General features: G+C 72.4%; 12 protein-coding genes and 1 riboswitch. Of the genes, 7 read left to right on the top strand and 5 right to left on the bottom strand.

Going from position 1 to position 13,299, the window contains the following annotated elements; genetic code table 11:
* From efeB to NFX31_RS10470, 4 genes are all read left to right on the top strand, one after another.
* Nucleotides 1-1,326, top strand: coding sequence for an iron uptake transporter deferrochelatase/peroxidase subunit (gene efeB, locus NFX31_RS10485; protein WP_082072444.1), 1,326 nt, complete (start codon nt 1-3; stop codon nt 1,324-1,326).
* A 144-nt stretch (nt 1,327-1,470) separates the two neighbouring features.
* Nucleotides 1,471-2,697, top strand: coding sequence for an LLM class flavin-dependent oxidoreductase (locus NFX31_RS10480; RefSeq protein WP_248700502.1), 1,227 nt, complete (start codon nt 1,471-1,473; stop codon nt 2,695-2,697).
* A gap of 1 nt (nt 2,698) precedes the next feature.
* Complete coding sequence (locus NFX31_RS10475) at nt 2,699-3,343, top strand: FMN reductase (protein WP_045251774.1); 645 nt, start codon at nt 2,699-2,701, stop codon at nt 3,341-3,343.
* A 62-nt stretch (nt 3,344-3,405) separates the two neighbouring features.
* Nucleotides 3,406-4,758 carry an FAD-binding oxidoreductase gene (locus NFX31_RS10470; RefSeq protein ID WP_262955662.1) on the top strand — a complete coding sequence of 451 codons (1,353 nt, stop codon included), beginning with the start codon at nt 3,406-3,408 and terminating at the stop codon, nt 4,756-4,758.
* Nucleotides 4,759-4,818: 60 nt separating this feature from the next.
* Here NFX31_RS10470 and NFX31_RS10465 read toward each other — a convergent pair whose 3' ends face one another.
* The 3 genes from NFX31_RS10465 to NFX31_RS10455 form a co-directional block, all read right to left on the bottom strand.
* Nucleotides 4,819-5,253, bottom strand: a complete 435-nt coding sequence (locus NFX31_RS10465) for a 6,7-dimethyl-8-ribityllumazine synthase (RefSeq protein WP_420847409.1) — start codon at nt 5,251-5,253, stop codon at nt 4,819-4,821.
* Between the two features lie 13 nt (nt 5,254-5,266).
* Nucleotides 5,267-5,411, bottom strand: a riboswitch (FMN riboswitch).
* Nucleotides 5,412-5,431: 20 nt separating this feature from the next.
* The gene (locus tag NFX31_RS10460) at nt 5,432-6,115 is read right to left on the bottom strand and encodes a response regulator (RefSeq protein ID WP_045251776.1); all 684 of its coding nucleotides are present in this window, start codon (nt 6,113-6,115) and stop codon (nt 5,432-5,434) included.
* Nucleotides 6,112-7,410: an ATP-binding protein gene (locus NFX31_RS10455; protein ID WP_262955661.1), complete on the bottom strand. Its 1,299-nt coding sequence runs from the start codon at nt 7,408-7,410 to the stop codon at nt 6,112-6,114. The genes NFX31_RS10460 and NFX31_RS10455 overlap by 4 nt, the downstream gene beginning before the upstream one ends.
* Before the next feature lie 170 nt (nt 7,411-7,580).
* Between NFX31_RS10455 and NFX31_RS10450 the strand changes: the two genes are divergently transcribed.
* Together NFX31_RS10450 and NFX31_RS10445 are read left to right on the top strand one after the other, a co-directional pair.
* Nucleotides 7,581-9,029, top strand: a complete 1,449-nt coding sequence (locus NFX31_RS10450; protein WP_262955660.1) for a cation:dicarboxylate symporter family transporter — start codon at nt 7,581-7,583, stop codon at nt 9,027-9,029.
* A 106-nt stretch (nt 9,030-9,135) separates the two neighbouring features.
* A complete protein-coding gene (locus tag NFX31_RS10445) occupies nt 9,136-9,621 on the top strand; it encodes an SRPBCC family protein (protein ID WP_262955659.1) in 486 nt (161 codons plus the stop codon).
* 10 nt (nt 9,622-9,631) lie between these two features.
* Here the strand turns inward: NFX31_RS10445 and NFX31_RS10440 are convergent, their stop codons facing one another.
* Together NFX31_RS10440 and NFX31_RS10435 are read right to left on the bottom strand one after the other, a co-directional pair.
* Nucleotides 9,632-10,828: an aggregation-promoting factor C-terminal-like domain-containing protein gene (locus NFX31_RS10440; protein WP_262955657.1), complete on the bottom strand. Its 1,197-nt coding sequence runs from the start codon at nt 10,826-10,828 to the stop codon at nt 9,632-9,634.
* 118 nt (nt 10,829-10,946) lie between these two features.
* Nucleotides 10,947-11,117: a DUF5302 domain-containing protein gene (locus NFX31_RS10435; protein ID WP_091477308.1), complete on the bottom strand. Its 171-nt coding sequence runs from the start codon at nt 11,115-11,117 to the stop codon at nt 10,947-10,949.
* Nucleotides 11,118-11,307: 190 nt separating this feature from the next.
* On the opposite strand from NFX31_RS10435, the gene NFX31_RS10430 reads away from it, so the two are divergent.
* Nucleotides 11,308-13,248, top strand: a complete 1,941-nt coding sequence (locus NFX31_RS10430; protein WP_262955656.1) for a GDSL-type esterase/lipase family protein — start codon at nt 11,308-11,310, stop codon at nt 13,246-13,248.
* The last annotated feature ends 51 nt before the right edge of the window (nt 13,249-13,299 follow it).

Below are 13,299 nucleotides of genomic sequence, written 5' to 3'. Positions count from 1 at the left end.
ATGAGCGTCCCCGATCCCGCGGAGGAACAGATCCCGTCGGCCCCGGAGGCATCCGCCCCGGGAGACTCCCGCGCGGCGGAGCAGAGCGACCGGCCCGGCATCAGCCGCCGCGGCCTCATCGGTTGGGCGCTCGGCAGCGGTGTGGCCGGGATCGCCGCCGGAGCCGGCGGCGCGGCGGCGATCGCGTCCAGCGGCGTCCTGGCCGGCACGCCCGCGGCGGACGAGTACGCCTTCGAGGGCGCGCATCAGGCCGGCATCACGACCCGCGTCCAGGAGCACCTGCACTTCGCGAGCTTCGACATGATGCCGCGCGCGAGCCGCGACGACCTGATCTCCCTGCTCCAGGACTGGAGCTACGCCGCATCGCGTCTCACGAAGGGGCTCGACGTGAGCGCCGCGGGCGCTGTGGGCGGCTCTCCCGAGGCGCCTCCGGACGACACCGGGGAGGCGCAGGGGCTGACCGCCGCGGGGCTCACCCTCACGATCGGCCTCGGCCCGTCGCTGTTCCTCGCCGAGGGCGACCGGTTCGGGATCGCATCCCGGCGCCCGGCCGTCCTCGCCGAGCTCCCCGGATTCGTCGGGGATGCGCTCGACGCCGCCTACACCGGCGGAGACCTGTGCATCCAGGCGTGCGCCGACGACCCGCAGGTGGCGGTGCACGCGGTGCGCAACCTGAGCCGCATCGCCTTCGGCCGGGCCCGGCTGCGCTGGTCCCAGCTCGGCTTCGGGCGCACGTCGCGCACGTCGGCCGACCAGCAGACGCCGCGCAACCTTTTCGGATACAAGGACGGCACCGCGAACATCCTGGCGGACGACGCGAAGGCGCTCGCCGAACACGTCTGGGTGGGGGAGGAGGACGAGCCGCAGTGGATGGCCGGAGGCTCGTACCTGGTGGCCCGCAAGATCGCGATGCTCGTCGAGACGTGGGATCGGCTGCGCCTGGCCGAGCAGGACCGCACCATCGGACGGGCCAAGGGCAGCGGGGCTCCGCTGTCCGGTGGTGGCGAGACGACCGAGCCGGTCTTCTCCGGCTCGGCGATCGACGAGCACTCCCACGTGCGCCTGGCGCATCCGACGGTCAACGACGGGATCCGGATCCTGCGCCGCGGCTACAACTACGTCGACGGCAACAACGACCTGGGCCGCCTGGACGCCGGGCTCTTCTTCCTCTCCTATCAGCGTTCGCCCGAGCAGTTCGTCACCCTGCAGAAGCGCCTGTCGACGGATCTCATGAGCGAGTACATCCGGCACATCGGCTCCGGGATCTGGGCGATCCCGCCCGGGGCGGAGAAGGGCTCCTACGTCGGCGCGGGGCTGTTCGCCTGACGCTGCGCAGGCTCCCCGGATCCGCGCTGGCCGGCATCCGGGATCCGGGGAATACTTCTGAGAGGCAGACGTTTCACCAGATATATTCAAGTGAATAGAAATCTGAAGGAGACAGCAGTGAGCGAGTCGAGCACCTGGTCGGGCATGCAGTTCGGCCTCATGTCGGTCAGCGACATCACCCGCAACCCGGTCACGGGGGAGACCCCCAGCGAGCGCGAGCGGATCCAGAACACCCTCACGATCGCCAAGCACGCCGAAGAGGTCGGTCTCGACGTCTTCGCGATCGGCGAGCACCACAATCCGCCGTTCTGGTCGTCGAGCCCGACGACCTTCCTCGCCGCCCTCGCCGCGCAGACCGAGCGGCTGATCGTCTCCACGTCCACGACGCTGATCACCACGAACGACCCGGTGAAGATCGCCGAGGACTACGCGATGCTGCAGCACGTCTCCGGCGGCCGCATGGACCTCATGATGGGCCGCGGCAACACCGGACCGGTGTACCCGTGGTTCGGCAAGGACATCCGGCAGGGCCTGCCGCTCGCGATCGAGAACTACGCGCTGCTGCACGAGCTGTGGACCAATGACGTCGTGGACTGGGAGGGGAAGTTCCGCACCTCGCTGCAGGGCTTCACCTCCACTCCGCGCCCCCTCGACGGCGTGGCCCCCTTCGTCTGGCACGGCTCGATCCGCACGCCCGAGATCGCCGAGCAGGCCGCCTACTACGGCGACGGCTTCTTCGCGAACAACATCTTCTGGCCCAAGGAGCACTACCAGCGCCTCATCGAGCTGTACCGGCAGCGGTTCGCGCACTACGGCCACGGCACCCCCGAGCAGGCGATCGTCGGCCTCGGCGGCCAGGTGTTCATGCGCGCGAACTCGCAGGATGCGGTGGACGAGTTCCGCCCCTACTTCGACAACGCGCCGGTCTACGGTCACGGTCCCTCCATGGAGGACTTCACCGAGATGACGCCCCTCACCGTGGGCTCGCCCCAGCAGGTGATCGACCGCTACGCCGCCATGCGCGACCACTACGGCGACTACCAGCGCCAGCTCTTCCTCATGGACCACGCCGGACTGCCGCTCAAGGTCGTGCTCGAACAGCTCGACATCCTCGGTGGCGAGGTCGTGCCGGTGCTGCGCAAGGAGCTCGCCCAGAACCGTCCGGCGTCCGTCCCCGACGCGCCCACCCACGCCGCCCGCGTGAAGGCGGTCTACGGCGACGGACCGGCGCGTGAAGCGCGTCCCGGTGCGAACCGCGGCGACAACCTGACGGCCGGCTCGCCCTACCAGGACGGCGGCGCGGTCCCGGCCCGTCGAGAGACGCAGGCCGGTGCGGCGTTCGGCGCTGCGGCCACGAAGGGGGCGAACTGAGATGGGCGCGCGTCGCATCGCGGTGATCTCCGCCGGACTCAGCAACCCGTCCTCCACGCGGATGCTCGCGGATCGGCTCGCGGCCGAGACCGCGAACCGGCTCACCGAGCTCGGATCCGAGGTGAGCGTGGACGTCATCGAGCTGCGCGACCTCGCGCACGACATCACCAACAACCTGCTCACCGGATTCGCGCCGCCGGCGCTGGACTCGGCGATCAACACGGTGGTCTCGGCCGACGGCCTCATCGTGGTCACGCCCATCTTCTCGACGAGCTACTCGGGGCTGTTCAAGTCGTTCATCGACGTGCTCGACCCGGACGCCCTGACGGGCAAGCCCGTGCTGATCGGCGCGAACGCCGGGACGGCGCGGCACTCGCTCGCGATCGACTACGCGATCCGCCCGCTGTTCACGTACCTGCACGCGGAGCCGGTCTCGACGGGCGTGTTCGCCGCATCCAGCGACTGGGGCGCGAAGGCCGACGACGTCGCCCCGCTCAGCACGCGCATCGAGCGCGGCGCGCGGGAGCTCGCCGCGGCGATGGCGCGGCGCGAGCCGGCCGCGGACAAGGATCCGTTCGATCCGGGCAGCTATCTCGGTGAGGGCCGCTCCTTCGGTCACCTGCTCGGCGGTCTCGCGGGCGAGTAGCCGGGGGGAGGGAAGGGGCATGACGCCCCTGCGATGTCGGTGCGGCATCGTAGGGTGACGGCATGCCCCTTCCCTCTGCGCTCCACGCCCTCAGCGGCACCTTCGACGGCCCCGTCCTGCTCTCCGGGGACGACGGGTTCGATGCGGCACGCCGCCCCTGGAACCTCGCGATCGATCAGACGCCCGCCGCCGTCGCGACGCCCGCCGGGCTCGACGACCTGCGGCGGCTCCTCGCCGCCGCGCGCGACGCCGGCACCCCGATCGCCGTGCAGCCCAGCGGCCACGGCGCCTCAGGCGACCTGGCCGGCGCCCTGATCGTGCGCACGGCCGCATTCGACCGGCTCGACGTCGATCTCGACGCCGGCGTCGTCGTGGTGGGCAGCGGGGTGCGCTGGGGCGCCGTTGTCGCAGCGCTCGAGGGCACCGGCTGGGCGGCGCCTGCGGGCACCAGCCCCGTCGTCTCCGTCGCGGGCTACACGCTCGGCGGCGGGCATTCCTGGTTCAGCCGGACGGCGGGACTCGGGTCCGACAACCTGCGTGCGGCCTGGGTCCTGCGTACGGACGGCACGCACGAGCGGGTCGACGACGTCAGCGATCCCGAGACGATGTGGGCTCTGCGCGGCGCCGGCGGGATCGCGGGCATCGTCACGGCGCTCGAGATCGACCTGGTCCGCACACCCGCGCAGTGGGGGGCCGCCCTGACGTTCGACGCGGCCGACTCGGCCGCGGTCATCCGCGCCGTGCGCGACTTCGCCGAGCACGCGCCGGCGACGCTGAACGTCTTCACGAACTCGATGCGCATGCCGGACGCGCCGATGCTCCCCGAGGAGATCCGGGGTCGCAGCTTCCTCTCCGTGCAGGCGCTGTCCTCGGACGGCCCGGCCGACGCCTTCCTCGACGCCCTGCGGGGTGCGGCGGCCGTGCAGCGCGAGCTCGTCGGCCCGACGTCGCCCGCAACCCTCGCGGCAGCGTCGGGCGAACCGACCGATCCGACCCCGGGGCGTGGGGCCGCGCTCGCGCTGGCGCAGCTCGACGACGCGACGATCTCGGCTCTCGTCGACTTCCGGCAGGCGCCCGAGCAGTGGCCGATCGTCGGGATCGACCTGAGGATGCTCGGCGGAGCGCTCGACTCGCCGCGTCGTGCCGGGTTCTCCTCACTCGCCTCGGCCGGATGGCTGCTGCATGCCCTCGTCCCGGTCTTCCCCGAAGCCCCGGCCGAACCGGGCGACGCGAGCATCGCGGGCCTGCTCGCCCTCCTCGCCCCCGCGGCCGCCGACCGCACGATCCCCACGTTCCTCGCTCCGGGTCAGACGCTCGAGCACTGCGGCACGGCGGCCGACATCGATCGGCTGCGTGCCGTGCGCGCGAGCGCCGACCCCGACGGCATCCTTCACGAAGGGCGCCTGCCGCGCTGAGCGCCCCGCGGGCGCGCCTCGCACTGTGCCGAGGCGCGCCCGCGGGCCGGGCGGCTCGGCTCAGCCGATCGCCGCGAGGCTCTCGATGGTCGCCGAGACGGCGTCGGCGAGCTCACGCCCCTTCACCGCGAAGTGCCGGGTGAAGTAGTCGCGATGCTCGGCGTGCTCGTGGAAGTGGTGCGGCGTGAGCACGGCGGAGAACACCGGGACATCGGTCTCCAGCTGCACGCGCATCAGCGCGTCCACGACGGTCCCGGCGACGAAGTCGTGCCGATAGATCCCGCCGTCGACGACCAGAGCGCTGGTCGCGATGGCGGCGTACCGTCCGGTGACGGCCAGGCGCTTCGCATGCAGCGGGATCTCGAACGCTCCCGGCACGCGGAAGACGTCGACCTCGTCGATGCCGAGCTCGGTCAGCCGCTCACGGAACGCGGAGACGGCCTGGTCGACGATCTCCGCGTGCCACTGGGCGGCGACGATGGCGATTCTGGGCATGGTGCACTGCTCCTTCTGTCCTCTCTCATCCGGACTCTGACCGTCGGCTCCGGATTCGCACCGGATCGGCGGTCCCCGCCATGGGGACCGTTCGCGGGCTCGCGCGGCTTGGCCGCGACACCGCCGGTGGGGACTTCCACCCCGCCCTGAGGACAGGACGACGCTATCATCGCGACGGTCAGGATCCGGCGCCCGCCAGCCGGTAGGCCGTCTCCGGCCGTCCGGGGGTGCCGTAGCGGGGCGCGCGGGTGGCGACGCGCGCGTCCACCAGGTGCTCGAGGTAGCGGCGCGCCGTCACCCGGGAGACCCCCACGAGCGGCGCGGCCTCGCCGGCCGACAGCTCGCCGTGCGCGCGCAGGGCGGCGGTGACCGCCTGCAGCGTCTCCGCGGTGAGCCCCTTGGGCAGCACCACCGCACCGGTGGGCGGACCGCCGACGAGGGCGTCGATCTCGTCCTGGCTCGCCGCCCCCGTGATGCCGATCGCGCGCGCCCGGCGCTCCGCGTACTGCTGCATGCGCTCGCGGAACACGCGGAACGGGAACGGCTTGAGCAGATACTGGGCCACCCCGAGCGCCGACATCCTCCGCACGGCGTCGACCTCGCGCACGCTCGTCACCGCGATCACGTCGATGTCCGCGTCTGCGGCGCGGATCTGCCGGAGCACGTCGATCCCGGATCCGTCCGGCATGGTGATGTCGAGCAGGACGAGGTCGATGCGGTCGCCCACCTCGGCGATCGCGGTGAGCGCCGCGCGCACGCCGGTGCATTCACCGACCACCGCGAAGCCGTCGAGCCGCTCGACGTAAGCGGTGTGCAGCTCGAGCGTGAGCGGATCGTCGTCGACGATCAGGACGCCGATCATCGACGTCGCGCCTTCGCCGGCGCCGCGGGAAGCGTCACGCGGAAGGTCGTGGGATCGTTCGTGACCGTGATGCTCCCGCCCGCCGCCTGCACGACGTCGCGGACCAGGGCGAGACCGACGCCGCGTCCCGCTCGATCGCTGGGCTTGGTGGAGACGCCGTGCTCGAACACGCGGTCGCCGAGGTCCGCCGGGATGCCAGGGCCGCTGTCCGAGACCGTGATGGCGACCTCGCCGCCTTCCGCGGGAGCGATCTCCACCCGCACCCAGCGACCGGCGTCGTCGGTCGCGTCCTGGCCGGCCGCGTCCAGCGCGTTGTCGATGAGGTTGCCGACCACGGCGACCGCGTCGACGGGATCCAGGTCCGCGCGCGGCGCGGTGGGATCGACGACGACCTGCCAGTGCACGCGGCGCTCCTTGGCCTGCGAGGCCTTGCCGAGTAGGAGCGCGGCGACGGTCGGGTCCCCGTCGCGCAGCGTCATCTGGTCGATCACCGACTGGCTCTGCACCGACGAGTCCGAGAGCAGCGCGATCGCCTCGTCCTTGCGATCGAGCTCGAGCAGGGCGAGTGCGGTGTGCAGCCGGTTGCCGTGCTCGTGGGTCTGCGCGCGCAGCGCCTCGCCGAGCGTGCGCACGGACTCGAATCCCGCGACGGCGTCGCGCACGTCGCGGGCGTTCAGGTCGCCGGTGATCCTGCGGGTCGCGAGCCGTGCGAGCACCGCGCCCACCGCGCCCAGGGCGACGACCGCGAGGGTGAGCAGCACGATCACGGGCAAGCGGCGCAGCAGCGCTCCGGCGAGCGACTCCACCGTGACACCGGCGGAGACCCAGCCGACGACTGCGCCCCCGGCGTCGTGCACGGGCGAGATCGTGCGCACCGACGGGCCGAGCGTACCGGTGTACTGCTCGGTGAGGGTGCGTCCGTCGGCGGGGATCGTCCCCAGGTAGTGCCCGCCCACCTGCGCGGGATCCGGGTGCGTGAGACGCACGCCGTCCCGGTCCATCACCGTGATGAAGTCCAGACCCGCGCCGGTGCGTGCCGACTCCACATAGGCGCGCAGGCTCGCCTCCGCGGCCGGACGGTCGCTCGCGGTCACGGCCGACCGCACGAGCGGCGCGGCCGACAGGGCGTGCGCGATCGCGGCGGTGACGTGCTCGGCCTCCTGCCGTGCCGAGGTCTGCGCCTCCCAGGTCAGGAACACGCCGATCGCCGCGCCGATCAGCAGCACGGATCCGATCAGCAGCGCGAAGACGCGCGATGCCGCGCTGCGCACCCGCGCCCGTCGTGTCGTCGCCATCGCCGATCCTGACCTCCTCAGCCAGTATGCGCGAGGCCGCACGGTGCGCGCCGGGTCCGTCGCGCTTTCAATACGAACAGAACTCGTCCCCGCCTGCCGGTCGTCCGCAGGATGGTCGGCACGGCCCGCCCGAAGTGGTGCGGGCGTCCTGTAATCCAGCGGAGGCGATGATGGCTCTCACCGAAGGTTTCTCACTCCCACGGCACGACTGGCGCCGCGGCAAGAGCTCCTGGGACAAGCACACCTGGCTCTATGTGTCCGTGCTCATCGCGGTGGCCCTCGGAATCGCGGTGGGACTCGTGTTCCCGCAGTTCGCGCAGGGCCTCGAGCCTGTCGGCAAGGGCTTCGTGAGCCTGATCAAGATGATGATCGCGCCGATCATCTTCTGCACGATCGTGATCGGCGTCGGATCCATCGCCAAGGCGGCGACGGTCGGCAAGATCGGGGGGCTCGCCCTGATCTACTTCATGGTGATGTCGACGTTCGCCCTCGCGATCGGCCTGGTCGTGGGCAACATCATCCACCCGGGAGAGGGCCTGCACATGGCGGGCGCCACCTATCAGGCGACCACCACCGAGGCCAAGACGACCCAGGACTTCATCCTCGGCATCATCCCGGCCACGTTCTTCGGCGCCTTCACCGGCGAGAGCGTGCTGCAGGTGCTCTTCATCGCGCTGCTGGTCGGCTTCGCGCTGCAGGGGCTGGGGGAGCGCGGCGCCCCCATCATGGGCGCGATCAAGCACCTGCAGACGCTCGTGTTCCGCGTGCTCGGCATGATCCTGTGGCTCGCCCCGGTCGGCGCCTTCGGCGCCATCGCCGCCGTCGTCGGCAAGACCGGTGTCGCCGCGATCTGGAGCCTCGGGATCCTCCTCGGCGCGTTCTACCTGACCTGCATCGTGTTCATCGTCGTCGTCCTCGGCGGGATCCTCATGCTCGTCGCCCGCGTGAACATCTTCCAGCTGATGAAGTACCTCGCCCGCGAGTACCTGCTGATCGTCGGAACCTCCTCGTCGGAGTCGGCGCTGCCGCGCCTGATCGCGAAGATGGAGCACCTGGGCGTGGCGAAGCCGGTCGTCGGCATCACGGTGCCGACCGGCTACTCCTTCAACCTCGACGGCACCGCGATCTACCTGACCATGGCGTCGCTGTTCATCGCGACCGGGCTGGGGCAGCCGATGTCCATCCCCGAGCAGATCGGCCTGCTGGTGTTCATGATCATCGCGAGCAAGGGCGCCGCCGGCGTCACCGGTGCGGGACTCGCGACGCTCGCCGGCGGACTGCAGGCCTACCGGCCCGATCTGGTGAACGGCGTCGGCGTGATCGTCGGCATCGACCGGTTCATGTCGGAGGGTCGCGCGCTCACCAACTTCACCGGCAACGCCGTGGCCACGATCCTCATCGGCACCTGGACGAAGCAGATCGACGCGGAGCAGGTGCGCCAGGTGCTCTCGGGCGCTCGGCCGTTCGACGAGTCCCTGCTCGACGGCGTGGGGCACGAGGCGGGCACGTCGCAGGGCGCGGGGGCGGAGCCGGTCAGCACCGAGACGCTGGGCCGCGCGGCGGTCGACGAGATGGCGGCGAAGCAGGAGCGCGCCCGCGCCCGCGCAGGACGCGGCTGAACCGAGCTCATCGGACCGGGCCGGGCAGGAGCCGTACGAGGCTCCTGCCCGGCCTCCGTCCGTTGCGGAGTCCGCCGTCGAGCGAGGAGGGCGATAGCGTCGGAGCATGCCCGTCGTCCAGGCCGCTGTCGTCGTCCCGATCCCGCCCGACCTCGCGTACGCCGTGTCGCAGACCACGGGGCCGGTGCGCCGGCGCTGGGACGGCTTCATCAGCGAGCAGCACTTCCTCGACGGATCCACGTCGCCCGCCAAGGGCGTGCGCACATTCACGCGACAGCGGTTCGGCCTGTCGATGGTCACGCGCTACGTCTCGTACGCGCCGCCCACCAACGTCGGGATGACGATGGAGAAGGGGCCGTGGTTCTTCCGCACCCTCGGCGCCGGCTGGCGCTTCGAACCCGCCGAAGGGGGCACGCGGGCCGTCTGGAAGTACAACTTCACGTGCCGGCCGGGCTGGCTCGCGCCGATCGCGGAGAGGATCGGATCCGTGGTCCTCGGCTACGAGATCCGCCGGCGGATCGCCGGGTTCGCACGAGGCTGCGCGGATCCGGTCGTGCTCGACGCGGCCCGCACGGCGCTCGCCTCGCCCTGAGCGCGTCCGCTCAGTACCAGTCGTTCGCGACCTCGTGCGCCCAGGCGCCGCACGGGGACCCGTACCGCCCCTGGATGTAGCTCAGCCCCCAGTCGATCTGGGTGTTCCCGTTCGTGCGCCAGTCGGCCCCCGCCGCCGCGAGCTTGTCGGCAGGGAGAGCCTGCGGGATCCCGTAGGCCCCGCTGTCCGGGTTCAGGGCGTCCGCCCGCCAGCTCGACTCCTGCATCCACAGCCGGTACAGGCAGGGGAACTGGTCCTGGCCCCACCCGTAGTTGCCGAGCTGCCCGGCGGCGTAGGCCTGCGCGCCGGCAGGATCGACGTTCACGCCGTCTCCGCCGAAGCCGTCCCAGCCTCCGCCGCTTCCGCCGCCGGACCCTGCCGCAGCAGCCGCGGCCGCTTCGGCGGCTGCGGCCTGCTCCCGGGCCTGCTCGGCGACCTGCTGCCCGATCCGGTAGCGGCGCTCGACGTCGGCGGTGGTGTTCTTCAGGGCCGCCAGCTGCGCGTACAGCGTCGTGATGTGCCCCTGCAGGTCCTGCACCGCCGCGGCCTCCGCGTCGGCGGCCGCCTGAGCCTGCTGTGCGGCCTGCTCGGCGGCCGCGGCGAGCCGGTCGCGCTCTGCACGGGCCGTCTGCGCCTGATCCCGCAGCGATGCGGCGACGCCCTCTTCGGCGAGAGCCCGGGAGCTGAGGCTCGCCCACGTCGCGTCGAGCCTCTGCATCACGCCGAGCCGGGTCAGCAGCTGATCGGGGTGGGCGGACGTGAACAGCCGCACCGGCAGGGGCGACGAGGTCTCCGTGCGCGCACGTCCGGCCACCACTGTGCCGACACGCTCGTGCGTCTGCTGCGCGGTCTGCGCGGCGGCCTCGGCCTGCGCGGTGAGCTGGTCGGCGCGGGCGGCCGCCGCGGCGGCGTCGGCACGCGCAGCGGTCGCGGCCTGGCCCGCCTTCAGCGCCGCTGTCGACGCTTCCGCGGCCTTCTGCTGCGTGCTCGCCAGGGCGTCGCCGACCTTCGAGATCTGATCCTGCGTCGCCTGCTCGTCGCCCTGGGCGTTCTGCACGTCCTGCCAGGACGGGTAGTCGTCGGCGCGGGCCGGCGTCGCCAGCAGCGGTCCGGCGAGGAGCGCCGCCGCGGTCAGGAACGCCGCGAGCGGGCGCACGGCGCGGCCCCGGCGCAGGGGCGCTGCCGTGGTGCGGTTCGGGTCGCTCACCATTCGACGCTAACTCCGTTGTCTGTGGATCGCCACCCGATCCGTGGAGCGCCTGTCGCGGCGGACGCAGAAGGGGCGCCGGCGTTCGCGCGCCGGCGCCCCTCTGGATGGATGCGGGTCAGCCGCTCTTGCGGCGGAACTCCCGCTTGGTCTGCGCGGCGTGCGTGCCGTGCACGGCGGAGTCGCCGTCCAGATGCGCTTCGCCACGATGCTGCTGGGCGTTCTTCTTCTCGAGCGCCTCCTTGAACTTGCGCTTCATGTCCGCGGCGGCGGTGTCGTCGGTACTCATGCGCGCCAGCCTAGCCCCGTCTCCGCGCGAGGGGCCGGAGGAGCAGACCGCCGTCCGGAGGAACGGGACGGAACCGGCGCGCGGCGTCGTGGAGGACGCGCGGTGACCGATCGCGGTGCATTCGGTGAACAGTGCGCGACGCCGCCCGTCCCGGGCGTTTCCCGGCGTCGCGGAGCGGGATCCTGATCACGTGAGAGCAGCGATCGTGACGGAGTCCTTCCTCCCGCACATGAACGGCGTGACCGGGAGCGTCCTGCAGATCCTCCGCCATCTCGAACGACACGGCCATGAGGCGCGGGTGTACGCCCCGGCCGCCGCCGACATGCCGCGCATGATCGGACACGCGCGCATCGAGCCCATCCCGTCGGTCGCCCTGCCGGGCTATCGCACCGTGCGGGTGGGCACGTCGAGCGCGCACCGGCTGTCCGGCGCGCTGGCCCGCTTCGAGCCCGACGTCGTGCATCTCGCCTCGCCGTTCGCCCTCGGCTGGCGGGGAGCGCTCGCCGCGGAGCGCATCGGCGTGCCCGCGGTCGCCGCTTACCAGACCGACGTCGCGGCCTACGCCGCGCGATACGGCGTCTCGCTCACGACGGCCCTGGCCGAGGCGCACATCGCCCGCCTGCACCGCCGTGCCACGCTGACGCTCGCGCCGTCGACCGAGTCGGAGCAGCAGCTGGCCCGCCTCGGGGTCGATCGGGTGCGCCGGTGGGGGCGCGGCGTCGACGCCGAGCGCTTCCACCCCGACCGGCGTGCAGTGGCATGGGAGCATCGCGGAGGAGCGGAGGTCGTGGTCGGCTACGTGGGCCGGCTCGCACCGGAGAAGCAGGTCGAGGATCTGCAGGTGCTCGCGGATCTTCCCGGTGTGCGTCTCGTGATCGTGGGGGACGGCCCGTCCCGTCCCCGTCTGCAGGCGCTGCTGCCCGGGGCTGTGTTCCTGGGGCATCTCAGCGGTGCCGAGCTCGCCCAGGCGATGGCGTCCTTCGACGTCTTCGTGCACCCGGGGGAGAGCGAGACGTTCGGCCAGACGCTCCAGGAGGCGCACGCGAGCGGCGTCCCCGTGGTCGCGACCGGCCGGGGCGGTCCGCGGGATCTCGTGCGGATGGGCATCGACGGCTGGCTCTATCGTCCCGGCGATCTGCAGGACCTGCGCGAGCGGGTGCGAGATCTGGCGGGCGACGCGCGCAAGCGCGCGGCGTTCGGGCGGGCGGGCCGCGAGGCGGTGGAGCGGCGCAGCTGGAGCGCCGTGTGCGAGCAGCTCGTCGGTCACTTCGCGGAGGCGCAGGAGCTGCATCGCGCGGACGCGGGACTGCGCGCGCCCCGGGCCGTGCGGCCCGAGCTGTCGGTCGCGGTGGAGCGCAAGCGGTGGCGTCGCTACGTCGCCCTCGGAGACTCCCTCACCGAGGGACTGTGCGACCCGGGACCCAACGGCGGGCTCCGCGGCTGGGCGGATCGGCTGGCGCTGCTGCTGGCCGCGCGCGAGCCCCTGGACTACGCGAACCTGGCGATCCGCTCCAAGCGCGTCGAGGACGTCTGCGGGACGCAGCTGGACCGCGCGCTCGAGCTGCGTCCGGATCTCGTTTCGATCCTCATCGGGGCGAACGACCTGGTGAAGCGGCGGGCGTCGATCCCGCTGCTCGCCGCGCGGCTCGAGGATGCGGTGCGCCGGCTGCGCGCGTCGGGGGCCGACGTCGTGCTGGTCACCGCGTTCCTGCCGGGCAACCCCGCGGCGCGGATCTACGCCCGGCGGTTCTCGGCGTGGGCGACCGCGCTGACCGGCATCGCGCGCAGGCAGGGCGCGATCCTCGTCGACACCGATCTGCACCCCCAGCTCGCCCGCCGCGAGAACTGGGGCGAGGACCTGGTGCACCTCTCCAGCCGGGGCCATCGCTTCCTCGCCTATCGCGTCGGCGTGGTCCTCGGCGTGCCGCTGGCCGACGAGCTCGGCGCCCTCGACGAGGTGCTGCACGCCACGGAGCGCACGGGTGCCGGGGTGTGGTGGCGGCGTCACGCGCTGCCGTGGGTGTGGCGTCGTCTGCACGGTCGCGCTGCGGGCGACGGGCGCAGCGCCAAGCACCACGACTACGTGCGCCTGGGGCGCGAGCGCGGCGTGCGCGCGCCGAGCGAGGTCTGAGCGCGCGCCGGGAGATCGCGGTCGGGGACGGCTGAGGCGCCTCCCGCTGAT

Source organism: Microbacterium azadirachtae, from assembly GCF_025583665.1.
Taxonomy (GTDB): domain Bacteria; phylum Actinomycetota; class Actinomycetes; order Actinomycetales; family Microbacteriaceae; genus Microbacterium; species Microbacterium azadirachtae.
This window is presented reverse-complemented; position numbering and strand designations above follow the sequence as displayed.

Excerpts from the sequence above, each read along its gene's own strand:
- efeB (WP_082072444.1), top strand. The coding sequence starts at position 1 with ATGAGCGTCCCCGATCCCGCGGAGGAACAGATCCCGTCGGCCCCGGAG.
- NFX31_RS10480 (WP_248700502.1), top strand. The coding sequence starts at position 1,471 with ATGCAGTTCGGCCTCATGTCGGTCAGCGACATCACCCGCAACCCGGTC.
- NFX31_RS10475 (WP_045251774.1), top strand. The coding sequence starts at position 2,699 with ATGGGCGCGCGTCGCATCGCGGTGATCTCCGCCGGACTCAGCAACCCG.
- NFX31_RS10470 (WP_262955662.1), top strand. The coding sequence starts at position 3,406 with ATGCCCCTTCCCTCTGCGCTCCACGCCCTCAGCGGCACCTTCGACGGC.
- NFX31_RS10465 (WP_420847409.1), bottom strand. The coding sequence starts at position 5,253 with ATGCCCAGAATCGCCATCGTCGCCGCCCAGTGGCACGCGGAGATCGTC.
- NFX31_RS10460 (WP_045251776.1), bottom strand. The coding sequence starts at position 6,115 with ATGATCGGCGTCCTGATCGTCGACGACGATCCGCTCACGCTCGAGCTG.
- NFX31_RS10455 (WP_262955661.1), bottom strand. The coding sequence starts at position 7,410 with ATGGCGACGACACGACGGGCGCGGGTGCGCAGCGCGGCATCGCGCGTC.
- NFX31_RS10450 (WP_262955660.1), top strand. The coding sequence starts at position 7,581 with ATGGCTCTCACCGAAGGTTTCTCACTCCCACGGCACGACTGGCGCCGC.
- NFX31_RS10445 (WP_262955659.1), top strand. The coding sequence starts at position 9,136 with ATGCCCGTCGTCCAGGCCGCTGTCGTCGTCCCGATCCCGCCCGACCTC.
- NFX31_RS10435 (WP_091477308.1), bottom strand. The coding sequence starts at position 11,117 with ATGAGTACCGACGACACCGCCGCCGCGGACATGAAGCGCAAGTTCAAG.